The following is a 25,153-nucleotide window of genomic DNA, read 5'->3' on the forward strand; positions in this document are numbered from 1 at the left end:
TACTCAATTAACATAATCGCTGAATGAAAAAAGTGTAAGGTAAAATATGAAAACAACATTATTTTTTAAATTATTGGGTTTAAGGGTATTAATGATTGGTACCTTTTTTTACAGTACATTGAGTGTTGCCAATGAATTTGCTTATGTCACCAATGAAAAGGATGACAACATTTCAGTGATTGATCTACGCCAGAAAAAAGTGGTTCAAACCATTGAGGTAGGTTTACGCCCTCGAGGCATTGTTTTTAATAAAACGCAAACTTTAGCCTACATTTGTGCAAGCGAATCAGATCGCATTCAGGTGTTAAATATTGAAAGTGAAGAAATAGTCGGGGAGCTGCCTTCAGGGGAAGATCCTGAAACTATTGCTTTACATCCTAATGGCGAGATTATATATACCTCGAATGAAGATGATGCTCTATTAACAGTGATTGATATTGATAGCGCCATGGTTATTAGTCAAATAGATGTAGGGGTTGAGCCTGAAGGCCTAGCGGTCAGTCCTGATGGAAGCATTGTGGTGGTAACCTCTGAAACCACTAATATGGTGCACTGGATTAATACCCAAACCAATAAGAACTTTGCTAACACCCTAGTGGGAGCAAGACCAAGGGCTGCAATGTTTACTCAAGATGGTCGTTATTTATGGGTCAGCTCGGAAATTGGTGGAAAAGTAGTCATACTCGATGTTGCGACACAAAAAATAACCCAAGAGTTTTCGTTTGCCATTCGTGGTATTCATAGCGACCGAGTACAGCCAGTAGGGATAGAATTAACCAACAATGGTAAATACGCCTTTGTGGCACTGGGGCCGGCAAACCATGTTGCTGTCATAAATCGCAATACAATGGCGGTTGAAAAATATTTATTGGTTGGACGAAGAGTATGGCAGCTTGCTTTTAATCATGATCAAACTCAGTTGTTAACGACCAACGGTGTTAGCGGTGATGTTTCAGTGATTGATGTTGAACAAATGAAAGTGACTAAATCTATCAAAGTAGGGCGCTACCCATGGGGCGTAGCGATACGTCAGCAGCCATGAGTATAGTGATTAACCAGCTGACTTTTTATTATGGTAAAAAGCCAGCAATAAACGGGTTGAACCTTGAGCTTGCTCATGGTTTTCATGTCTTGCTAGGACCTAACGGTGCTGGAAAAAGCACCTTGTTTGCAATGTTAACGGGGCTTTTTCAGTCGGCTTCAGGGAATATTCAGATTAATGGTCATGATTTTTGTGGTAATGGTGCCAATATTATGCGTTCTATGGGGGTGGTTTTTCAGCAAAGCACATTAGACTTAGATTTATCAGTTAAGCAGAACCTACTTTATTTTGCTGCACTGCATGGTATTTCAGAGGAATCTGCCCTAGACAATATTCGTTTGATTTTATCGGAATTGGAACTCACCAAACGGCTCAATGATAAAGTAAGAACATTAAATGGCGGGCACCGCCGTCGTGTTGAAATTGCTAGGGCGTTAATTCATCAACCCAAAGTGTTATTACTTGATGAGGCAACTGTTGGTTTAGATATTGATAGCAGAAAAATGATCACTCAATATGTTAAGCATCTATGCCAGGAGTTAGATATCTGTGTGTTATGGGCAACGCATTTAATTGATGAAATATCTGCAGAAGATCAGTTAATTATTATCAATCAAGGAAAAATTGAAGCTCAAGGCATAGCAGGTGAGTTATGTGGTAAGTATCAAACCGAAGATATTTACCAACTATATCGTACTTTAACTTCAAATACGGAGTTACTGTAATGAATAGGCGTTATCTTTATTGTTTTAATGGGATTGTTAAACGGGAAGTTTTACGTTTCTTCCAACAGCGTTCCCGCTTACTGAGCGCTTTAGTTAGACCGCTGTTGTGGTTAGTTGTTTTCGCTGCCGGTTTTAGATCTGCCTTAGGTATTTCTATTATGGAACCTTATGGAACTTATATTACTTATCAGCAATATATTATTCCTGGGCTTTGTTGCATGATCATATTATTTAATGGTATGCAAAGTTCACTTTCTATGGTCTATGATCGTGAGATGGGCAGCATGAAAGTTTTACTCATGAGTCCTTTGCCTCGCCCCTTTTTGTTGTTGTGTAAATTAATTGCTAGTGCATTATTGTCGCTGTTACAGGTTTTTATTTTTTTACTTTTTGCTCAGTTTATTGGCGTTGACGTACCATTAATGGGTTATGTCAGTGCGATACCGGCTATTTTTTTGATTGCATTTTTTCTTGGCTCCCTAGGATTAATGCTGTCGAACCTGATTAAACAGTTGGAAAATTTTGCAGGAGTGATGAATTTCGTTATTTTTCCATTGTTTTTTTTGTCTAGTGCTTTATATCCATTATGGAAAATGCAGGAAGCGAGTCTTTGGCTGTATTGGATTTGTCAACTCAATCCATTTACTGCTTGTGTTGAGTTTTTACGTTTTGCACTATATTCGCAGTTAAGTTTGCCTGCCTTCAGTACAGTGCTCATTGCTACGGTGTTTGCTTCGAGTTTTGCTTTACTTAGCTTTAGACCACAGCAGAGTCATAGACGTGGTAATTAACCCTCCAATCAATACACTTTTTTCTTATACCTGCACTTTATCTTGTTATTTAAGTAACTATTTCCATTTATTTTTAATTAATATCAATTTTTTGGAGAAATGAAATTTCTCTGAAACTTATTTTTTGGTAATCATTTTCCAATTCACTTGCTTTTTTTGTGCTCTATTAGTATTTTGTTTTTAAATTCAATTAAAAAATAAAACAGAATGAACTTAAATGACATAGACTTGCGGCTTATTGCTATTTTACAGCGTGATGTTAGTATTGCCGTCGACGAGTTGGCTAAGCAAGTTGGTTTAACTAAAACACCTTGTTGGCGTCGTCTACAAAAACTAGAAAACAGCGGTATTATCAAACGTAAAGTCGCTTTACTTGATGCTAAATTACTCGACTTGAGTGTTTCTGTGTTTGTGCAAGTGAAAACTAGTAAGCATGATAGCGATTGGTTAGCGCAGTTTTCAACAACTGTGTCAGCGTTTCCTGAAGTGGTTGATTTTTATCGAATGAGTGGTGAGTATGATTACTTGTTACGGGTAGTCGTTAAGGATATTGCCAGCTACGATGCTTTCTATCAACGTTTTATTCAAGCAACAAGTTTGACCGATGTGACCTCTAGTTTTGCCATGGAAGAGATTAAACACTCTACTGAGTTACCACTGCCTCTTCCTGATAATTAAGTACAAACGAATCAGCAAATCAAGCTGATTTGCAGAATTTAAAGGGTAATATCATGTCATTAGCGCAGCATTTTTCTCAATTTAGAACGCATATTATTGGTCAAGACCTTGTCCATGAGATTAACGGTAAGCAACAAGCGATTCTTTATGCTGACTGGACTGCAAGTGGTCGTTTATACCAGCCCATAGAAGATTATATTAGCAATATTCTTGGCCCTTATGTCGCCAATACTCACACCGAGACTAATCTCACTGGCAGCACCATGACTCATGCTTATCATGATGCGCAGAAAATTATTAAACGTCATGTTAATGCCTGTGATAATGATATTTTAATCACTTCTGGGGCAGGCATGACGGATGTGGTGAATAAATTTCAACGTATTCTGGGTTTGCGTATCCCTGAACGTATGGCCGATAAAATACATTTTAATGACCAAGAAAAGCCAGTTGTTTTTATTACCCATATGGAACACCACTCTAACCAAACTACGTGGAATGAGTGTGATGTTACGTTAAAAATAGTAGCAAGTGATGAAAATGGTTTACCTTGTTTAGATAACTTGGCGCAGCTACTAGAAGAATATAAAGACCGTAAGGTTAAAATTGGCTCTTTCACCGCGTGCTCTAATGTCACAGGAATTAAAACACCTTATCATCAATTAGCCCAAGTCATGCATGAACATGGTGGTTTGTGTTTTGTCGATTTTGCTTGTTCCGCTCCTTATGTGGACATCGACATGCATCCGGTCAACAAAGCTCAAGCTTTAGATGCTATTTTCTTTTCTCCCCATAAATTTTTAGGAGGGCCGGGTAGTTCAGGCGTACTTATTTTTAATAAAACACTGTATAAAAACAAGGTACCTGATCACCCCGGCGGTGGCACAGTTACTTGGACAAACCCATGGGGAGAACACAGTTTTTTTAACAATATTGAAATTAGAGAAGATGGTGGAACACCGGGGTTTTTACAATGTATTCGCACGGCGTTAGCGATTAAAGTCAAAGAGGCTATGGGTATTGATAATATTGCAGCGCGTGAGCAAGCATTAACTCACTTGGTCATGGGTGAGCTAAATAAAAACGAGCAGGTAAGGATACTTGAACCTTTAATCACTGAGCGATTGGCAATTATCTCATTTTATATTGTCAACGTGCATTACAACTTAGTGGTACGTTTACTTAATGATAAGTTTGGCATACAAACCCGAGGTGGTTGTTCGTGTGCTGGTACCTATGGTCATATTTTATTGAATGTTGATCACGACACCTCAAACCATATTACACAGCAAATCAATGAGGGAGATTATTGTGAGAAACCGGGCTGGATACGTGCGTCTTTTCATCCAACCACCACTGATACTGAGGCTAAATATGTGGTTGAAGCGATTAATGCGATAACGCAAAATATCAGTCAGTGGTCAAAAGAATACCGCTTCAATCCTGCGACGGGAGATTTTGAAAAGCAGCATTCGAACACGGACTATATTGGCTTAGCCAATTTTAATCCATTAGCCTGTGGTGATAGTATAGGTACTTCAACGGCACCCTTAGCACAGGGCTCTATGTTAAAGAGATTGTTTCGATAAATGAAGAAAACTAACTTATTTACCCAGCTTCAACAATGGTGGCATACCGACTGTCCATTTTGTCAAAGAGCAAGGTTGCTTTTACTGTGGCTTATACTAATGTTAATAGTAGATTATTTTTGGTTTCATTTGTTGTTTTAATGCCAATGAAATTGGTAGGTAGGGTGAATTATGAGCGTATCTTCAGGATTAAAATGGATAGACTCGCTAGAAATAGCGTTAGATTTAATTGAAAAACACCCAGATATTGACCCATTAACAATACATTTTACCGATCTTAGGCGATGGGTATTGGCGTTAGAGCGTTTTGATGATGAGCCAAATCATTGTGGTGAACGTGTACTTGAAGCAATTCAATTAGCCTGGATAGCTGAAGTTGATTAGCCTCAGTATTGATTTAGTTAGTTATATAGCAAAGAGCACTAAGCCAATGCTTTAAGCTTTTAATAAAACTTTTAGTGCTTACTACAGATCTTTATAGTCTTTGCTGAAAGGCAAATATCATTTATACTCTCACCCGCATTTTCTAGGTGTATTTTCAATATTCACCATAACTATAATTCAATTGGAAGCGACAAATAACAATGACTAAAAGTAAACGTTCTTTATATATCCCATACTCAGGCCCCTCCTTATTAGAAACCCCCTTACTGAATAAAGGCAGTGCTTTCAACGAACAAGAACGTATTAATTTTAATTTAGTTGGTTTATTGCCGCCTCGATACGAAACTATTGACGAACAAGTTGCAAGAGCTTACCGCCAATACAGCAGTTTTCATAACAATATCAACAAGCACATTTATTTACGTGCGATCCACGATAACAATGAAACCTTATTTTTTAAGTTAGTACAACGTCATTTAGCTGAAATGATGCCTATTATTTACACACCAACAGTTGGTGATGCTTGTGAACAGTTTTCTGATATATATCGTAGCTCTCGCGGACTCTTTATTTCTTATGAAGACAGGTATCACATTGATGATATCTTACGAAATGCCACCAAAAATAAAGTGAAAGTCATTGTTGTTACCGACGGCGAACGTATTCTTGGTTTGGGTGATCAAGGTATAGGCGGAATGGGCATCCCTATTGGTAAATTATCGTTATACACAGCTTGTGGTGGTATTAGCCCAGCTTATACTTTGCCAGTAATGCTTGACGTTGGCACTAATAACCAAAAGTTACTTGATGATCCTATGTATATGGGAGCGCGCCACAAACGTATAGAGCAAGCGCAATATGATGAGTTTTTAGAGTTATTTATCAGCGCCGTTAAACGTCGTTGGCCTCATGTTATGTTGCAATTTGAAGACTTTGCTCAGCCCAATGCAATGCCGCTTTTGAGTAGATATCGTGACCAAATTTGTTGTTTCAATGATGATATACAAGGTACAGCTTCTGTCACTGTGGGGACTTTACTTGCTGCATGTCGCAGTAAAGGAGTGAGGTTATCACAACTTAAAGTTGCTTTTGTTGGTGCTGGCTCAGCAGGTTGTGGTATTGCAGAGCAAATTATTACCCAAATGATCAGTGAAGGTATTTCACCGATGCAGGCACGCAGCCAAATATTTATGGTTGATCGCTTTGGTTTGCTGAGTCAAAACATGACCGACTTACGCGACTTTCAGCAAAAACTAGTACAAACGAATGTTGCCATAGAGTCTTGGCAAATTGAAGGTGAATATGCTTCACTTATTGAAGTAATGCACGGGGCTAAGCCTGATATTTTGATAGGGGTTTCTGGTCAAGCTGGTTTGTTTAGTGAAGCAGTGATTAAAGCGATGAAACAACATTGTGATAAGCCGATTATTTTTCCGTTAAGTAATCCATCAAGACAAGTTGAAGCAACACCGACTCAGGTGATTAACTGGACTGAAGGTAAGGTCATTATTGCTACAGGCAGCCCATTTGATCCGGTTGAATATCAAGGACAAGTATTCCCAATCGCACAATGCAATAATAGTTATATTTTTCCTGGCATTGGTTTAGGCGTAGTTTCTGCTAATATTAATCGTATCACTGACAAAATGTTGCAAGTTGCTAGTGAAACACTTGCGGCAGCTTCACCATTAGCCAACACTGGCAAAGGTGAGCTACTACCACCATTAACTGAAATAGCACAACTGAGTAAAGAGATAGCGTTTGCGATTGCTAAAGTGGCATATGAGCAAGGTTTAGCGCTTAAGCGCCCAGATGAAGAGTTAAGGGCTAAAATAGAGCGAAACTTCTGGCAACCAGAATATCGTCAATATAAACGCATCAGTTTATAATTTATTGCGAAAGTGAGGGACATTAATTATGGCTAAAGCAGATGAAGTAGACAACTTAATCAGTCAAGATGATCTTGACAGCTTGTTACGTATCAATGAGTTTATTCAGCTTGATGATAAAAACTCATTGGTTGAAGAGTTAAAACAAGCCATTTTAGATTCAGGAAAGTTAGAGCTTCGCCAATGGCAATCATTAAGAGGCCATTTACGTGAAGTAGAAGCCCTGATCCCTCATATTGATTTGATTATTAAATTGAAAAAAGAAGGTTAACTTTTATCGCTGACCTACTGCCATAAAACATCCAAAGTAAAAATATAACCAGCGCCATAAATGGTTTTGATTATTTTTGGGTTTTTATGGTCTTGCTCTATTTTTTTTCTCAGTCTGGACATTCTAACGTCAATACTTCGATCAAAAGAAGTCGCATCTTTGCTTAATAATCGTTCTCGCGACAGTATTTGCTTAGGAGCGTTCAGTAAGATCATTAGAATTTCGGTCTCGGCAGCACTTAACCTAAAGTGTTCTCCTTGACTATTACACAAAGTCAGCGTTGATTGATCAAATGTCCAATGACCAAAACTGGCGGTTCGGTGAATTGTAACGGGTAGCTCATTGCTAACAATACGACGAATAATACTTTTCACCCGAGCAACTAACTCGCGTGGATCGAAAGGCTTACTAATATAATCATCGGCACCAAGCTCTAATCCTAAGACTTTATCAGGTAAGCTGTTTCGGCCAGATAAAATAATTACGCCAATTTTTTTATCATCAAAAAGTTGTTTCACTAATGACAAACCATCCATGTCAGGTAAACCCAGATCGATAATACACAATGATGGCAATTGTTGTTTTATTGCCGATAGAGCATGTTCGCCAGTATTGAATGCTTGCGTGTTAAAATTATAACGTTCAAGCTCATGGCAAACTAAGTCGCATATGTCGGATTCATCATCGATAACGTAAATTAAAGGTTTAGTTTTCATCAAGCTGTTCACCTCGTTTTTTATTGTAATGCTTGAAATAACTGACTTGCCTCAAAAGGCTTTCTTAACAAAATAGGCATGTCTTTATTTGGCGTGTTATGCTGTTGAAAATAGCCACTCATAAGAACAATTTTACAGTTTGGCGATCGGGTTTTTAGCAATGTAGCTAGTTCAAAGCCATCTTTTTTACCTGGCATGCTAATATCTGAAACCATACCATATAAGTCATCAATGGTATCAATTAGTTGCTCAGCTTCATCACTTTCATTCGCTTCGATAACATTCAGGCCAAATGAGATTAATTGCTCTCTAATAATAGTGCGAACATCATGATCATCCTCTACTAATAAGATCAATTTATTGGTGAAGTTAGATTCTGTGTTAATTGCTTTTGATGTGTCTGTTAGGATTACGTCATCAGTACTTAAAGATTTATTAGGGTAGTACTTGTTTTTTTCACCGGTAAAAAAGGGGAGTAATAGTGATATTTCAGCTCCACCTTGAGGTTGATTAGCAATACGAATATAACCTTTTGATTGCTTAATAAAACCAAACACCATGCTTAACCCCAGACCTGAACCTTGGTGAGTTTCTTTTGTGGTAAAAAAAAGTTCGAATGCTTTATTTATTGTGTGTTCAGAAAAGCCACAACCATCATCTAAAATAGTGATACTAATATAGTCGCCTAAATCTACAGTTTCATCAAATTGTAAATAATCAGTGACTACTCTTTTAGCGACCAAAATGGTAATTCCGCCTCCATCAGGCATGGCATCTTTAGCATTTAACACCAAATTGATTAAGCAATTTTCAAACTGATTAGCATCAATATAAACGGTAAAGTTATCACTACACAATTCTGTTTTGATTGTAATTTTACTAGATAAGGAACTTCGCAATAACTCCACTGTTTCACTAATTAGTACTTTAATGTCAACCTTACAAGGGACTAAATATTGTCGTCGAGAAAAGGCTAATAAGCGGTTAGTAATATCACTACCTTTTCGGGCAGCTTTTATGGCAGGAGCTAAGCGCAGTAATAAGGGGGTGTTATCTTCATTACCTTGTTGGGCGGCGAGTAAATTGCCTATAATAATCGCTAAAATATTATTAAAATCATGAGCTAAACCACCAGCAAGTTGGCCTATGGCATTGATGTGCTGAACCTGCGCTAATTGCTGCTGGGCTTGTTGGCTTTCGGTGAGTGCTTGTTGCAGTTGGGCATTTGTTGTTGCTAATGTTTGTGTTCGAGAGGCAACCTTCAAATCAAGCAGTTCAATATTGTCACGCATCTGAGTGACCATATCGTCAAATGCTTTGCCTAAAACCCCTAATTCATCAGTACGTGAAATACCACTGGTTACGTTTAAATCGCCTTGGCTGACTTTTCTGGCAATCAAGGCTAAGGAATTAATAGGTTTTGTTATCCAATAAGAAAATATCAATGCTAATAAAATCGCACACATAAAAGCTATAAAACCCATAGTTAAAATGCGCTGGCTCAGTAACTTGCCACTGTTTTGTAATTCGTCTACGTAAACAGAGGAGCAAATATACCAGCCTAACTCGGGTAAGTGGCGAACTAAGGATAACTTACTATAACTGTAATTATTGGCATCACTAGGTTTATCCCATTTATATTCAAGCTCTTTCCCTGTATCAGCGACCGCAATAAGTTCTTGTAAAATGGGATTACCAGTTTCTGGGTTGGTCAGTTGTAACGCGTTGGTTTCATTAATGTTAGGATTAGGATGATGCAACATATTGCCTTGTTCATCAAAAATAAAAAGATAACCAGTTTTGGCAACAACACTGTTTTTAATTATTTGACGAAGTCTGTAAACGACTTCTTCTTTACGAGGTTTTAGGTTGAGTTGCATAGTACTAGCTAACTCAAAGACGTTATTCAATACTAGTCTACTAGCATTTTTTTCAATATTGTAAACCTCCTTATTAATTAAAGGCACCGAATACCAATATAGGCTACACAGTAATACCAGCAAAATAGAGGTGATGGCTGAAAAGAAAGTACGAGACAATTTTTGCTGTAGAAACATGAGCTACCTTTGTCCAAGTAATCGATAAAGCATTATAAAAAAAGGGCTAGCGATAAGCTAGCCCAAAAAAATAGTAGCGTTGGGAACACTATGGTAACTACTATTTGATAAACATTTACATGTTATTCATTGGCTTGTTGGCGCAAAATGAATTTTTGTATCTTTCCTGTTGATGTTTTGGGGAGTTCTCCAAAAACGATCGTTTTTGGTGTTTTAAAATGCGCCATATTATCACGACAAAAAGTGACTATTTCTTGTTCTGTAATTTCAACATTTGGCATGGGTGTAATAAAAGCACAAGGTGATTCTCCCCACTTTGCATCTTTTTTTGCCACCACGGCGACTTCCCTAATTTTTGGGTGCCGGTATAAAATATCTTCTACTTCAACACTTGAAATGTTTTCACCGCCTGAAATAATCACATCTTTAGAACGATCTTTTATTTCAATATAGCCATCTTCATGCCAAACAGCTATATCTCCTGAGTGCAACCAGCCTCCGTTAAAAGCTGCTTGCGTGGTGGATGGATTTTTTAAATAACCTTTCATGACTAAATTGCCGCGCATAAATATTTCACCGACAGATTTACCATCTTTTGGCATAGGCTTTAAAGTGTCAGGATCGGCTACCATTAGTTGATCAAGCATGGGTGAGCGAACCCCTTGGCGTGATTTTAACTTCGCTTGTTGTTCGGAGCTTTCTTGGTTCCACTCATCATGCCAAGCGCAAACCACAGAAGGACCATAAGTCTCGGTTAAGCCATAGGTATGAGTGACTATAAAGCCTGAGGCTTCCATACCTTCAATTACTGACGCCGGTGGTGGCGCTCCAGCAGTCATTACTTTCACAGGGTGGTTAATGCCTTCTTTTAATGAAGGATCTGCGCCGTTAAGCATATTTAAAACAATTGGCGCGCCACAGAAGTAGCCAACATTTTCTGTTTGTATTAAATCATATATGGTCTCAGCACGGACGTGCCGTAAACTAATACTAGTACCGGCTGTTGCAGCAATAGACCAAGGAAAGCACCAACCGTTGCAGTGGAACATAGGTAATGTCCATAAATACACAGGGTGCTCGCCCATGTTCCATGACATAACATTGCTCACAGCGTTAAGATAAGCACCACGGTAGTGGTAAACAACCCCTTTAGGATCGCCTGTTGTGCCAGAGGTATAATTTAAAGAGATAGCATCCCATTCGTTTTTAGGTTGCAAATAGGCAAAATGACTATCACCTTCTTCAAGTAGTTGATCATAGGTTAATGAACCAATTAATTGGCCGTCATTGAAGCTAGGATCATCAATATCAATCACCAAGGGTTTATGTGCAATCATCCGTAATGCTTTTTGTACTACAGGGCTAAATTCTTTATCTGTGATTAACACTTTAGTTTCTGCATGCACCAGTATAAAAGCAATGGCTTCAGCATCAAGACGGGTATTAATTGAATTGAGTACTGCGCCGCTCATAGGCACACCAAAATGCACTTCAAAGTGTTCACTAATGTTGGGGGCTATTACTGAAACAGTATCACCCGGTCCAATCCCTCGTTTTGTTAACGCACTGGCGAAACGAGTGCAGCGTTGAAAAACCTCTAACCATGTATGGCGAACATCACCATTAACGGTTGCCGTTTTGTTTGGATAAACAAAGGCGGCACGCTGTAAAAATGAAATAGGGTTTAAGGCTGAGTAGTTAGCTTCATTGGGCGTTAAATATTGCTCAAAAATGTTGATAGTAGTCATGTATATATTCTCCTATTGCTACGTATTATTGTTTGACGTTACGGCCACTTCTTCTTGAGTTTCATCAGCAAATAAAATGTTATCTTTAATGTCGTGTTTGCCTAGCAGCCTAGGGCGCTCAATTAACACGTAAAGTACTACACCAATAAAAATAGCATACATGGTGGACTTCGGATCTGGCATAGCTAAAGTAACGGCAACAATACCTGCAACACCGCGCTCAGTAGAGTTTTTCAGTTGTTCCATGCCCACCATAATACAGATATAAGCAGTAAGAATTAGTGTGATCGAAAGGGCAATGGGTAGCACGGGTTTAAATAAAGTCACTAATGGTAAGGCGAATAATGCAAGTAAACCACTCATCCAAAAAGTTGCACCGCCACTATAAATTGACTCCATCGATTTGCGACCCATTGCATAACGTTCAGCAACGGTTGCATGAGCAGCTGTGAATAATGGTCCTGATAGCCCAGGCCATGGTGCTAAAAAGGCATGCATAGCATTACGAATAGCCGTAACTAAATGAACACGATCGACATTTTCTTCTATTTTTTCATCGATGCGAATATGATCAACACGTTTAACTAAGGTAAAGCCAACAAGGATATCGCCAAAAGCAATTACGTAGGCAATAACTGCCGTTGGAATAGCCAATAAGAAAATTTCCCAGTCAGGGTAGCCAACGGTGAAAGGTAAATAATCCCACATTAACGAAAAATTAGGGTTAGTAATACCCCATTCTATTGCTGGCAATGGGTATTCACCAACAGACCAACCAACAATCATCGCAATAATCATGCCCGGTACCATACCAAAGTTGGCGAGCTTTCGGGCGATAGAGCTTTCATTAATCACATTTTTAAACGAAAGTGAAAATAAGATATAGGCTGAAAAAATAGAACCAACAATCAATGAAATTGGGGTTGCATCAATGCGGCCACCCACTTTTAATTCTCCCATCATTGCCGCCATGCCAGCACCAATGATGATGCCACATTTGAGCGAATTTGGGATAATATCAACTAGCTTAGAGCCTAAGCGAGTCACGCCTAAAATAAGAAAAATAATAGAAACTTCAATTTGCAGGGCAAATAATGCTCTTATTGCTTCAGGGCCAGGTTCAAAACCTTTTAAATAAAGTAATACCACAGGTATGGCGGGTGTTATCCAGCCGGGTACTAAAGGAACACCCAGTACAGCCGGTAAAATATAACCAACACCGGCAATAAAAGTAAAAGCTAAAGCCGCTTCATAAGGCATGCCCAAATAACTTTCGAGTAATGGGATCATGGCTAAACCGACCACGAACATAAAGAAACCTTGAATCATTTCTGGAAGTTCCCAGCGATAATGTACGAAAGGTAGTCTAATTTTAAATGGTCCTGCTGGCCAATACGGCTGCTCTTCACCATGGGTACGTTTAATAAGTTGCATAGATATTCCTGCGGTGGTTAAAAATATTACTGCGCAGTGAACTATGAAAGCATGTCAGAAATTTTTCGACATTGTGACCAAATGTAACAGTTAATAGCTAACCTTTACCTTGGAAAGGTGGTGTGATTTTAAACTTTAATTTCATTACTGGCTTGGTAAGTCAATGTTTATAAATGCTTTTAATTGCAATTTGATTGTGTTTTTTTATCAGAGCTATTAACTTTTTTTATAAAAAAGCCATTATTTTTATATTTGAAGACTAAGACTAAAGGACCAGAAAAAAACATAAGTTATTCTCAGAATTATTTAACCTATAATATTAGAAATTTACTGTGAATTCGTTTATAATCGCGCCAAAATTTGCAGAGGTCGGTTTGTTACTTTGATATCTGCTTAATTATATACACTAAAATTTATTTAAAAGGGCTTATCATGGCTATCGAACGTACTTTTTCTATCGTAAAACCTGACGCAGTAGCAAAAAATGTTATTGGTCAAATCTACAACCGCTTTGAAACTGCGGGTCTTAAAATTGTTGCATCTAAAATGTTACACCTAAGCAAAGAAAAAGCTGAAGGCTTTTACGCTGAGCACAGCGAGCGTCCTTTCTTTGGTGCTTTGGTTGAATTTATGACGTCAGGCCCAGTAATGGTTCAAGTTTTAGAAGGCGAAAATGCGGTTCTTAAAAACCGTGAAATTATGGGTGCTACTAACCCAAGCGAAGCATTAGCGGGTACTTTACGTGCTGACTATGCTGATTCAATTGATGAAAATGCCTGTCATGGTAGCGATGCTTTAGAATCTGCGGCACGTGAAATTGCTTACTTCTTCTCTGACGAAGAAATCTGTAATCGTACAAGATAAGTAATTTATTGTAGGTTGGGATTATTCCAACATTGTGGTAGTCGTTAATTCAGCTACTGCCTACATAAAGAAAAAGGATTTTACTGACTCGTCAGTAAAATCCTTTTGTGTTTTTGCTTAATAGGTAAAATTGCGACTCGCGCTTAAAAAGTGTACAATTCGCCCCTTGCTTTACCTTTTCCCCTGTTAGTTTGAGAGTTAGTTGTATGAGCGAATCAATCGCCCCTGAAAATGTCATAAAAAGTGCCAAAGAATACGCCAAAATTAATTTGTTAAATCTTGATCATCAAGGCTTGCGTGACTATTTTGCTTCAATTGGTGAAAAGCCCTTTAGGGCCGATCAAATAATGAAGTGGATGTATCATTTTGGGTATTCAGATTTTGAACAAATGACTAATTTGAATAAAAAACTGAAGGAAAAGTTACAACGCCAATGCGAAATAAAAGCACCGGAAATTTCACAAAAACAAGTGTCTAACGATGGTACTATCAAATATGCCTTAGTACTTGAGGGCGGGCAAGAAGTTGAAACCGTGTGGATCCCAGAAAATGATCGCGCTACCTTGTGTGTTTCATCACAAGTAGGTTGTGCCCTTGAATGTACATTTTGCTCAACCGCACAGCAAGGCTTTAACCGAAATTTGTCTATGGCTGAGATAATCGGTCAGGTGTGGCGAGTAGCCAATGATATTGGTGCTACGCGCATTACCGGTAAACGTCCTATTACTAATATTGTAATGATGGGCATGGGTGAGCCGTTACTCAATATGAAAAACCTAATTCCTGCACTTGATACCATGTTAAATGATTTAGGATATGGCTTATCAAAACGTCGAGTTACCGTTAGTACCTCAGGTGTAGTTCCTGCACTTGATATGTTAAAAGAAAAGATAGACTGTGCCTTGGCTATTTCTGTTCATGCTCCTGATAATGCCTTACGTGATGAGTTAGTGCCGATTAATAAAAAATATCCATTAGAAGATTTTATTGCTGCGGCTAAACGTTATGTCGAAGGCTCTAAGGCAAACAAACAAGCGACTATTGAGTATGTGATGTTAGATCATGTTAACGACTCAACCGAGCAAGCACATGCGCTTGCACATGCTTTGAAAGACTTACCGAGTAAAATAAACCTGATACCATTTAACCATTATCCAGGCTCACCTTATAAACGCCCAAGTAACTCCCGTATCGATCGTTTTGATAAAGTATTGCAAAGTTATGGTTTAACCGTGATCACCAGACGCACACGCGGTGAAGATATTGATGCGGCTTGCGGTCAGTTGGCTGGTGATGTATTAGATAGAACCAAGCGTACTCAATTGCAACAAAATGTGCAGAATGAAAAAAAACAGGTGAAAGCAGACGAAATTTCAGTAAAGATAGTGTGATCGCGCTATTATCAGCTAGTGTTTTACTCAAAAATAACAATTAATGAAGCAAGCTCAGCATATTATGGATAAAAACTTAGTTAAAAAACCTACATTTTTAAGCATGGCTATCATTAGCACGCCAGTGCTACTATCGGTAGCGTTGTCAGGCTGTGTTACACAGAATTATGAAAATGACAAAACACCTGTGGTGCAAAATCAAGCAAACAGGGATGACATGGCGGCAACCCGTGTTTCGTTAGGCTTAGGTTATTTAAAAATGGGCAATATGCCCCAAGCTAAGCAAAATTTAGAGAAAGCAAAAGGTTTCGCCCCAGATATGGTGCAGGTGTATACAGCATTTGCCCATTATTATGAAACGGTTGGCGAGCACACGCTAACGGTAGAGTCCTTTGAAAAGGCTTTGTCGATCAAAAGCGATGATGCTGATACCTTAAATAATTATGGAGTGTACTTGTGTCGTCAAAAGCAATTTGACGCGGCAGAAAAACAATTTTTAAAAGCGATTGCGGTACCTACTTATGTATTAGTAGCAAAAAGCTACGACAACTTGTCGTCTTGTTTTTTGCAGAACGACAACTTTGTCAAAGCAGAAACCTATCTTGAAAAAGCCATTGCCCACAACCCCAGTAGTGCGGCTACTTTGTTACAAATGGTTCAATTACAATACGCTATGGGCAATTACAAACAAGCAAAAACGTTTGTGCAGCGTTTTGAAAAAGTCACCCGTCGCTTCACCTCACAATCGTTAGCTTTAGCCTATAAAGTACACTTTAAATTAGGTCAACGTCGTACGGCCAAAAATTATGGGGCAATGTTAGTTAAAATGTACCCGCAGTCATGGGAAGCACAACAATATCTGCTAAATGAACTCGCTTTAATTGAAGCGGACAATTTAGCAAAAAGATACCTTTTAACTAAAGTTAGCGCAAAGAACGGTAAGCCTAAAAAACGTATTGTAAAACTCTCACCAAAGCATCCTGCTGCATTACGCCGTGATGAAAATAATCAGGAAACTTTGAAAAAAACAGTTATTGCAAAAAAAGCGCCTGTTAAGGTGAGTGTGCCTGAGACGAGTTTAGCGCCAAGGGCTAGTTCAGCGTCAATTAATGCAGCATTAACCCTTGTAGAAGTTGAAACTCCTAAAGCATCTGAAGTTGATAACCAGCTAAGTACGCCTGATATAGCTTTAAATACGCCAACAGCAGCTTCTGTTGTAGTTAACACTGATGAAAGTGAAAGTATCGAAGAAGCTGATATTGCCGCTAATATCGAAACATCAAAAGAAAATAGCAACATAACTAGCACTGAGATTACTGATGCTGCAATTGATGCGGTTAAACAGATTGACGAAGCTGTTAATTCTGAAGTTGTTACTACACAAGCTTCGATTGCCGAAGCTAAAAGCGAAGCACCTATAGAGCCAATAGTTGAGCTTGCTAATGACAAAGAGGCGATCACGAGCGATCAAGCGGCTGAAACTATCCAGGACATTAAATCAAAGGTAGGTGTTGTCGATGATTCCACGATAGACACTGCGTTAGTAGACAATACCTCAGTAGACAATAACTCAGTAGAGAATAACTCAGTAGAGAATAACTCAGTAGAGAATACCTCAAACGATAATGCTTTAATGGACGATACCTTATCAAACAGCACTGTAGTTGATAGTATTGCTGATGAGGTGGCGTTAGTCGAAACAAATAGCGAAAATGCAATAACATCAAGTGCGGCAGAGATAAATGATATTGAGTCAGAAGAAATATCATCGGCCAATACAGAAATTTTTCTAATTGCAAAAAAACCAACGCCAATTGTTGAGGATGTACCACAAGCTACTGATGATGTGATTGTTGATGAAGTGGCTGTTGAAGAAACCCTTGAAAATACTCCGCAAATTAGCGATGAAGTGGCTGTTGAAGAAACCCTTGAAAATACTCCGCAAATTAGCGATGAAGTGGCTGTTGAAGAGCCCCTTGAAAATGCTCCGCAAATTAGCGATGAAGTGGCTGTTGAAGAAACCCTTGAAAATACTCCGCAAATTAACGATGAAGTGGTTGTTGACGAGACACTTGAGAATACCAAGCAAAATAGCGATGAATTGATGGAAGAAAAGGTTATTGTTGATGATGCGCTAGAACCAAAGACGCAAACGCCAGAAATAACAGCTGAAGAACAAACCAAAAAATTCCCTAAATTTCATGTAGTGAGTTCAGGGGAAACTTTATATAGTATTTCTGTCAAATATAATATAAAGCTTAAGGCATTACGTCGATGGAATAATATTTCTAAAAGAAAAAAAATATATATTAAAGAGATTATTTTTTTAGAAAACCCAAAGTTGGTGAATCAATAGATGAGCAAAAAATCAATAGCGACTAAACAAGCCAAAGAAGTCGATGAACTTTGTGAAGATATGATCGTGGTAGGTCCAGGTCAGATGTTAGCCGACGCTAGAAAAAATCGGTCTCTGAGTGTTGAAGATGTGGCTGATAAATTAAATTTTACACAACGTTTAGTGCAAAATATTGAGCAAGATGTTTTTGATCAAAAACTACCTGCAACCTATAACCGAGGTTACCTACGTAGTTATGCCAAACTTGTTAATATCGATATTAATGAGGTGCTTAGCGCGTATGATATGTTAGGTATTGCTGAAGTTCAACGTAGCGAAATGCAGAGTTTTTCCAATTTAACCGAAAAGCAAGCTGAACATAGCCGAATTATGTGGTTAAGTTACCTTATTGTCGCCATTTTAATTGGTTTAATGGTGTTGTGGTGGTTGCAAGAATCAAAGCAAGAGCTTGATGGCAATGTAGTAAGCGACAGTGCCGCTATCATTAACCAAGACGCAGGTGAAGGGAAAGATAATACTGCACAATTGGCAGCTTTAGAAAATGAAATAGCAAATGAGCAGCCAGAGCAGGCACCTGTTACCTTATTATCTGATACTGAATCGACAGCACAAGAAATCGTGGCAGTACCAGAAACCATTAATACGCAAAACATTGAATCAAATGAAAAAATTGCAACGCTTGTGCCTGAGGCTGAGCCTGTTTTGGAGCAAATAGCTGACACTGAGATAAGCACAGTAATATTTACTTTTTCGGGTGATTGCTGGGTCAATATTTATGATAACACCGGTGAGCGGATTGCTTGGGGCGTTAAAAAATCTGGTTATGAAATGACAATTAGTGGTCAAGCACCTTTTAAAGTAACACTTGGAAGGCCTGAGCTTGCCGCGATTGTATTTAATAATCAAACCATTGATATGTCCTCTTTTAGTGCGGGTAATATTGCTAAATTCACCTTGCCACTAACGTTATAGTTATGTACAAGTATACAGGCAATTTGTAAGAAAAATTATGTTTAAAGAATCTCCAATTATACGTAGAAAATCTCGTCAAATCATGGTCGGAAACGTCCCGGTTGGTGGTGATGCTCCTATTACCGTACAATCTATGACCAACACCCAAACTACTGATGTTGTGGCAACAGTAGCCCAAATTAAATCATTAGAAGCGGTCGGTGCTGATATTGTTCGGGTAAGCGTGCCAACCATGGATGCAGCTGAAGCGTTTCGAGAAATAAAAAAGCAAGTCAGTGTACCTTTAGTTGCTGATATTCACTTTGATTATCGTATCGCGTTAAAAGTTGCCGAATACGGTGTTGATTGCTTGCGGATTAATCCTGGAAATATCGGTCGTGAAGATAGAGTTCGTAGCGTAGTTGAATGTGCTCGAGATAAAAATATTCCAATTCGAATAGGGGTCAATGGGGGGTCTCTAGAAAAAGATATTCAAGAGCGCTATACCGAGCCAACTCCAGAGGCTTTACTTGAATCGGCGATGCGCCATGTCGATATTTTAGATCGACTTAATTTTGATCAGTTTAAAGTCAGTGTTAAAGCATCTGATGTTTTTCTTGCCGTTGAATCTTATAAATTACTCGCCAAACAGATAGATAATCCACTTCATTTAGGGATTACTGAAGCAGGTGGATTACGGTCAGGATCAGTTAAGTCTTCTGTTGGTTTAGGTTTGCTATTAGCTCAAGGCATTGGTGATACGTTACGGATTTCATTAGCTGCTGATCCTGTTGAAGAAATTAAAGTAGGCTTTGATATCTTAAAGTCATTAAAACTACGCAGCCGTGGTATCAACTTAATTGCTTGCCCGAGTTGTTCACGCCAAGAGTTTGATGTAGTGGCTACTGTAAATGCGCTAGAACAGCGGATTGAAGATATAATGACGCCAATGGATGTGTCTATTATCGGCTGTATTGTCAACGGTCCAGGGGAAGCTATGGTCTCTGATTTAGGGTTAACTGGAGGTAGTAAAAAAAGTGGTTATTATCTTGATGGCATTCGCCAACGAGAGCGTTTTGATAACACTGATTTAGTTGATCAACTTGAACAACGTATACGGGCTAAAGCACATGCGATGAATGAGCGAATGGCACAAGAAAACAAAATCGATATCACCGAAATTAAATAATGACAATCCCATCAGCGTAATATAATACAAGCAATAGGCATAATGATTTACGTTTTATCATAATCTGCCTATAATGCACGCTGCATTTTTATCAGTTAAGAGAGAATCCGTTTAGTGGCTAAAGCAATACAAGCAATTCGAGGTATGAACGACTGTTTACCTAGTGAAACTAATATTTGGCAAACCGTTGAAGCGGTGCTGCGCCGCGTGGCCAGTAACTATGGCTTTGCTGAAATTCGTATGCCCATTGTCGAATCTACAGCGCTGTTTAAACGCTCTATTGGTGAAGTAACTGATATTGTTGAAAAAGAGATGTATACCTTCGATGATCGCAACGGCGACAGCCTAACTTTGCGTCCAGAAGGTACAGCAAGTTGTATTCGTGCAGGTAATCAACATGGCTTATTATATAACCAAGAACAACGTCTTTGGTATATGGGGCCAATGTTTCGTCACGAAAGACCACAAAAAGGGCGTTACCGTCAATTTCATCAATTTGGCCTAGAGGCCTTTGGAATCGCGACTCCTGATATTGATGCTGAAATTATTTCACTCACTTCTCGTTTATGGCGGGAACTTGGCATCAATGAATTTGTCACACTAGAGTTAAACTCGTTAGGTAGTAATGAAGAACGTGCTAATTATCGTGATGCTTTAGTGGCGTATTTAACTGAACGTGAAGATCTTTTAGATGAAGAGTCTAAGCGTCGTATGCTCACTAACCCTCTGCGGGTGTTAGACAGTAAAAACCCACAAGTACAAGAAGCTTTAGTAGGAGCGCCGAAGTTATCAGATCATTTCGGTGAAGAAACCACAGCACACTTCAACGAACTTTGTCAGCGTTTAGATGCTGCAGGTATTAAGTACGTGTTAAATGAACGACTAGTTCGTGGTTTAGATTACTATAATCGCACTGTTTTTGAATGGGTTACCACAAGTTTAGGCGCCCAAGGCACTGTATGTGCAGGTGGGCGTTATGATGGGTTAGTAGAACAATTAGGCGGTAAAGCCACCCCAGGTTTTGGTTTTGCATTAGGTATTGAACGGTTAATATTAATGTTAACCAGTTTAGATAAAGTGGCTAATGTTCGCTCACAAGTTGATGCTTACATCGTTACTTTGGGTGATGATGCATCACTTCAAGCCAATAGCTTGGCAGAGCAATGGCGTGACCAAGTGCCTGATATACGTTTGCAATGTCATTGCGGTGGCGGCAACATGAAAAAACAATTAAAGCGTGCTGATAAGTCAGGCGCACAAATTGCGTTAATTTTAGGTGATGATGAAATCGCCGAGCAACGTGTAATGGTTAAATATTTACGCGGGCAACAAGAACAACAAAATGTGGCGTTTGAAAAAATCCCAAGTTTGTTAACCGATTTAATATAAAGGCTTTAGTTAAGGTGAAGTAGTGGAAGTTTATCAAACAGAAGAACAACAAGTAGAAGCAATTAAAAGCTACTGGCAAGAACATGGCAATATGATTATTGCCGGTATTGCCCTTGGGTTTGCTGGGTTTATTGGTTTTAATTTATATAAAGATAATAAGCTTGAAAATGAACTAGCGGTGTCAGATAGCTATCAAGTGCTAATCGAAAATAGTACCAAAGATAAAGCAGCTTTTAATAATAATGCGGAAAAATTTATTAACGAAAATGCTGAGACAAGTTATGTCTCATTAACGGCATTAGCGTTAGCTAAAGAAGCAGCTTCAGCTAAAGAGTGGCAAACAGCACAAAAGCAATTAATCAAGGCACTTGAAAGTGCGCCTTCTGACGGTATTAAAGGTATTGCCAGTGTACGTTTAGCGCGAGTTCAAGTTCAATTAGGTCAGTATGAACAAGCCTTAGCTACGTTAGCCAAGCCATTACCAGCCTCTTTTACTGCGGCCATTGAAGAAATTAAAGGTGATACTTATTTATTGCAAGATAAAAAAGAATTAGCCCGAAATGCCTATCAAGCTGCAATTGCTGCTGACGGTTTAGCCAGCAGCCCAAGCTTACAAATGAAGTTAGATGACTTAGCAACTGCGGTTAATTTAACGGCTGTTGATCCTGCACAGAAGTCATAAGGTTATTGAATGCTCTTTCCTAAAAAACAAACTAAGCATCGCTTGTTAGCTAAATCTACTAACGTGTTGGCGGTTTTGCTACTTTCAGGGATGCTATTTTCTTGTTCATCAACGGATGATGAAGATAACAGTGATTTACCTGCTGAACTTACCACATTTGAGCAACAATTCGAGCCCAAGGTGTTATGGGAAAGAAGTGTTGGTACTGGCAGTGGCGATTACTTTTCTCGTCTTAAGCCTGTGGTTGGTTACGATAAAGTGTTTACTGCGAGCAGAGCCGGTGATGTGTTTGCTTTTGAGCCTAAAACAGGTAAAGCGCTTTGGCATAAAGATCTCAGTGATATTGATAATGAGCGGAGCTTTTGGAGTAGTCGAGAATCAGCGTTACTTTCAGGTGGTCCGGTTACCGGTCTAGGCAAAGTGTTTATCGGTAGTGAAAACGGTAAAGTTTATGCGTTAGATGCCAATACCGGAGAACTGCAATGGCAAGCAAGCATTAAAGGGGAAATTTTAAATGCCCCTGCTGTTGACTCAGGTGTGGTGATAGTTAATTCGGCTTCGGGTATTATGAAGGCATTTAATGCCAACAACGGTGAAGAGCTGTGGAAAGTAGAGCAGGACGTACCAGCATTAACCTTGCGTGGAATTAGTGCGCCAGTGATTGCTTCTGGTGGGGTACTCATTGGTACAGCAAAAGGTGGCATTGATGTTTTCTTATTAGAAAAAGGTCAACAAGGTTGGTCAACTGAAATAGGTGAGGCTTCAGGTACAACTGAACTTGAGCGAGTAATAGATGTTGATTCAGCACCGTTAATTTTTGGTGATAAAATCTATTCAATTTCATCACGCGGACATTTAGCTGCCATTGAGTTGAAAAGTGGCCGAATTGTTTGGAAACGCCAATTTTCGTCATACCGTCAAATGTCTATTGATCGCAATACTATCTTTTTAACTAATTTACGTGGTCATGTTTACGCTGTCGATCGTATTAATGGCATTGAGCGTTGGAGCAACTTAGCTCTTGCTAACCGTGGTGTCACAGGCCCTGCAGTGATTGGCAATTATGTAGTGGTTGGTGACTTTGAGGGTTACTTACATTGGTTAAACCAAGACACCGGAGAAATTGTTGCTCGCAATGAAATTGATAGTAGTGGTATTCACTCAACACCAACGGTTGTGAATAACGTGTTGTATAGCCAATCACGCGACGGTGATTTGCAGGCTATTAGTTTGCCTACAACAATAAAAGCAGAGCAATAGTCTCAGCGCTTTTTACTGGTTTTTATACTAGAATTATATACGGCTCCAATGCAATCGCATGTGGGGCCGTTACTTGTTTTTACGCTCTTGCTTTTATTTAATGATTAGCTAAGAGTTTACTCTTGAATTTTGAGGTTGTCATGCTTCCTGTTGTTGCCCTTGTAGGGCGTCCCAATGTTGGTAAATCAACATTATTTAATCGCTTAACGCGTTCTAGAAATGCTTTGGTTGCAGATTATCCTGGCTTAACTAGAGATCGTCAGTATGGTAAAGCTGAAGTTGAAGAACATCCTTTTATTGTTATCGATACTGGTGGTATTCAAGGCGATGAAGAAGGTATAGACACCCTAATGGCCGAGCAATCGTTAATGGCGGTTGAAGAAGCTGATGCGGTGCTGTTTTTAGTGGATGCACGCGATGGTTTAACATCAGCAGATTATGGTATTGCTGACTATTTACGTAAGCAAAATAAAAAAATATTTTTAGTCGCCAACAAAGTAGACGGTATTGATGCTGATTCAGCGATAGCTGAGTTTTATGACTTAAGCTTAGGTGAAGAAGTTCATCAAATTGCGGCCGCTCATGGACGTGGCGTTACCCAATTATTAACGTTAGCATTAACGCCACATATTGAAGCATTGGGGCAGCCTAAACTCGACGGTGAAAATACAGAGTTTGATGGCTTTACCAATGACGAACTTGATGCTGAGTTATCGGAAGCTGAACTAGAAAAACAGATCGCGCAAGCACCATCAGAAAATGACACGATAAAGTTAGCCATTATTGGTAAACCTAATGTGGGTAAGTCAACACTGACTAACCGTATGTTGGGTGAAGAACGTGTGGTTGTTTATGATATGCCCGGTACGACGCGCGATAGTGTCTATATCCCAATGGAACATAATGACCGCAGTTATACCTTAATTGACACCGCGGGTATTCGTCGTCGTAAAAACGTTACCGATGTGGTAGAAAAATTCTCAGTGATTAAAACCTTGCGAGCAATTGAAGATGCCAATGTTTGTTTATTGATTATTGATGCTAGAGAGGGGATTACCGATCAAGATTTAAGCTTGTTAGGCTTTATTTTGGAATCAGGCCGCTCACTGGTGTTGGCGGTGAATAAATGGGATGGCTTGGATGATCATGTTAAAGATCGCATCAAAACAGAACTTGATCGACGCTTAGGTTTTATTGATTTTGCTAAAATTCATTTTATCTCAGCATTGCATGGCACTGGTGTTGGTCACTTGTATGAGTCTGTAGAAGAAGCCTTTATTAGCGCCACTAAGCGAATCTCTACCGCAATGGTAACTAAGATACTTGATATGGCGGTGTTTGATCATCAGCCACCAATGCACCAAGGCCGACGAATTAAGCTTAAATATGCGCATGCTGGTGGCTATAACCCGCCAATTATTGTTATTCACGGCAATTTGGCGAAAAAATTGCCAAGTTCTTATAAACGTTATTTAATGAACTACTATCGTAAATCATTAAAAATCATGGGGACTCCTATTCGTATTGAATTTAGAGAAACCTCAAACCCATTTGCCGGTAAGAAAAAACTAACCTTTACCGAGCAAAAGAAAATTGCCCGAGCAACGCAAGGGTATAATAAAGACAATAAATAACTGGTTAAATAGTGAATAATGGTACTAATGAAATAGCAAGTTGGAAGCATGCATTAGATAGTGCTTTGAGCATATTATTGGCAAGCAGATAGTTTCAAGTGGCGACTTTCACA

21 protein-coding genes are annotated in these 25,153 nt (G+C 39.0%); 17 read left to right on the top strand and 4 right to left on the bottom strand.

Features of this window, described 5'->3' with window-relative positions:
* Positions 1-91: 91 nt before the first annotated feature.
* The 8 genes from ABXG98_RS00200 to ABXG98_RS00235 all read left to right on the top strand — a co-directional run bounded on the left by ABXG98_RS00200 (position 92) and on the right by ABXG98_RS00235 (position 7,369).
* A complete protein-coding gene (locus ABXG98_RS00200) occupies positions 92-1,042 on the top strand; it encodes a YVTN family beta-propeller repeat protein (RefSeq protein WP_353537439.1) in 951 nt (316 codons plus the stop codon).
* Positions 1,012-1,767, top strand: a complete 756-nt coding sequence (locus ABXG98_RS00205; RefSeq protein WP_353536666.1) for a lanthanide ABC transporter ATP-binding protein PedB/LutE — start codon at positions 1,012-1,014, stop codon at positions 1,765-1,767. The genes ABXG98_RS00200 and ABXG98_RS00205 overlap by 31 nt, the downstream gene beginning before the upstream one ends.
* Positions 1,767-2,558, top strand: a complete 792-nt coding sequence (locus ABXG98_RS00210; RefSeq protein ID WP_353536667.1) for a lanthanide ABC transporter permease protein PedC — start codon at positions 1,767-1,769, stop codon at positions 2,556-2,558. The genes ABXG98_RS00205 and ABXG98_RS00210 overlap by 1 nt, the downstream gene beginning before the upstream one ends.
* Before the next feature lie 207 nt (positions 2,559-2,765).
* The gene (locus ABXG98_RS00215) at positions 2,766-3,236 is read left to right on the top strand and encodes an Lrp/AsnC family transcriptional regulator (protein WP_353536668.1); all 471 of its coding nucleotides are present in this window, start codon (positions 2,766-2,768) and stop codon (positions 3,234-3,236) included.
* Positions 3,237-3,289: 53 nt separating this feature from the next.
* On the top strand, positions 3,290-4,825 hold the full coding sequence (locus ABXG98_RS00220) for an aminotransferase class V-fold PLP-dependent enzyme (RefSeq protein WP_353536669.1): 1,536 nt from the start codon (positions 3,290-3,292) through the stop codon (positions 4,823-4,825).
* A 171-nt stretch (positions 4,826-4,996) separates the two neighbouring features.
* Complete coding sequence (gene iscX / locus ABXG98_RS00225; protein ID WP_353536670.1) at positions 4,997-5,209, top strand: Fe-S cluster assembly protein IscX; 213 nt, start codon at positions 4,997-4,999, stop codon at positions 5,207-5,209.
* A 200-nt stretch (positions 5,210-5,409) separates the two neighbouring features.
* Entirely contained in the window at positions 5,410-7,098 is a 1,689-nt protein-coding gene (locus tag ABXG98_RS00230) for an NAD-dependent malic enzyme (RefSeq protein WP_353536671.1), read from the top strand.
* A 28-nt stretch (positions 7,099-7,126) separates the two neighbouring features.
* Complete coding sequence (locus ABXG98_RS00235; RefSeq protein ID WP_353536672.1) at positions 7,127-7,369, top strand: hypothetical protein; 243 nt, start codon at positions 7,127-7,129, stop codon at positions 7,367-7,369.
* 14 nt (positions 7,370-7,383) lie between these two features.
* On the opposite strand, the gene ABXG98_RS00240 is transcribed toward ABXG98_RS00235, so the two are convergent.
* The 4 genes from ABXG98_RS00240 to ABXG98_RS00255 all read right to left on the bottom strand — a co-directional run bounded on the left by ABXG98_RS00240 (position 7,384) and on the right by ABXG98_RS00255 (position 13,324).
* Positions 7,384-8,085, bottom strand: coding sequence for a response regulator transcription factor (locus ABXG98_RS00240; RefSeq protein WP_353536673.1), 702 nt, complete (start codon positions 8,083-8,085; stop codon positions 7,384-7,386).
* Between the two features lie 20 nt (positions 8,086-8,105).
* Positions 8,106-10,142, bottom strand: coding sequence for a cache domain-containing protein (locus ABXG98_RS00245; RefSeq protein WP_353536674.1), 2,037 nt, complete (start codon positions 10,140-10,142; stop codon positions 8,106-8,108).
* A 122-nt stretch (positions 10,143-10,264) separates the two neighbouring features.
* A complete protein-coding gene (locus ABXG98_RS00250) occupies positions 10,265-11,890 on the bottom strand; it encodes an acyl-CoA synthetase (RefSeq protein WP_353536675.1) in 1,626 nt (541 codons plus the stop codon).
* A gap of 18 nt (positions 11,891-11,908) precedes the next feature.
* Positions 11,909-13,324 (bottom strand): permease family protein, encoded by a 1,416-nt coding sequence (locus tag ABXG98_RS00255; protein WP_353536676.1) that lies wholly within the window; start codon positions 13,322-13,324, stop codon positions 11,909-11,911.
* A 432-nt stretch (positions 13,325-13,756) separates the two neighbouring features.
* On the opposite strand from ABXG98_RS00255, the gene ndk reads away from it, so the two are divergent.
* The 9 genes from ndk to der all read left to right on the top strand — a co-directional run bounded on the left by ndk (position 13,757) and on the right by der (position 25,040).
* Complete coding sequence (gene ndk / locus ABXG98_RS00260) at positions 13,757-14,188, top strand: nucleoside-diphosphate kinase (protein ID WP_353536677.1); 432 nt, start codon at positions 13,757-13,759, stop codon at positions 14,186-14,188.
* 206 nt (positions 14,189-14,394) lie between these two features.
* Positions 14,395-15,579, top strand: a complete 1,185-nt coding sequence (rlmN, locus tag ABXG98_RS00265; protein WP_353536678.1) for a dual-specificity RNA methyltransferase RlmN — start codon at positions 14,395-14,397, stop codon at positions 15,577-15,579.
* Positions 15,580-15,622: 43 nt separating this feature from the next.
* On the top strand, positions 15,623-17,935 hold the full coding sequence (gene pilW, locus ABXG98_RS00270) for a type IV pilus biogenesis/stability protein PilW (RefSeq protein WP_353536679.1): 2,313 nt from the start codon (positions 15,623-15,625) through the stop codon (positions 17,933-17,935).
* Positions 17,936-18,907, top strand: a complete 972-nt coding sequence (locus ABXG98_RS00275) for a RodZ domain-containing protein (protein WP_353536680.1) — start codon at positions 17,936-17,938, stop codon at positions 18,905-18,907.
* Positions 18,908-18,944: 37 nt separating this feature from the next.
* Positions 18,945-20,075 carry a flavodoxin-dependent (E)-4-hydroxy-3-methylbut-2-enyl-diphosphate synthase gene (gene ispG, locus ABXG98_RS00280; RefSeq protein ID WP_353536681.1) on the top strand — a complete coding sequence of 377 codons (1,131 nt, stop codon included), beginning with the start codon at positions 18,945-18,947 and terminating at the stop codon, positions 20,073-20,075.
* A 114-nt stretch (positions 20,076-20,189) separates the two neighbouring features.
* The gene (gene hisS / locus ABXG98_RS00285) at positions 20,190-21,464 is read left to right on the top strand and encodes a histidine--tRNA ligase (protein ID WP_353536682.1); all 1,275 of its coding nucleotides are present in this window, start codon (positions 20,190-20,192) and stop codon (positions 21,462-21,464) included.
* Positions 21,465-21,486: 22 nt separating this feature from the next.
* The gene (locus ABXG98_RS00290; RefSeq protein WP_353536683.1) at positions 21,487-22,146 is read left to right on the top strand and encodes a YfgM family protein; all 660 of its coding nucleotides are present in this window, start codon (positions 21,487-21,489) and stop codon (positions 22,144-22,146) included.
* A gap of 9 nt (positions 22,147-22,155) precedes the next feature.
* Positions 22,156-23,406 (top strand): outer membrane protein assembly factor BamB, encoded by a 1,251-nt coding sequence (gene bamB / locus ABXG98_RS00295; RefSeq protein WP_353536684.1) that lies wholly within the window; start codon positions 22,156-22,158, stop codon positions 23,404-23,406.
* Positions 23,407-23,546: 140 nt separating this feature from the next.
* Positions 23,547-25,040, top strand: a complete 1,494-nt coding sequence (gene der, locus ABXG98_RS00300) for a ribosome biogenesis GTPase Der (protein ID WP_353537440.1) — start codon at positions 23,547-23,549, stop codon at positions 25,038-25,040.
* Positions 25,041-25,153 lie beyond the last annotated feature (113 nt).

This window comes from Colwellia sp. KU-HH00111, from assembly GCF_040362745.1.
GTDB lineage: Bacteria > Pseudomonadota > Gammaproteobacteria > Enterobacterales > Alteromonadaceae > Colwellia.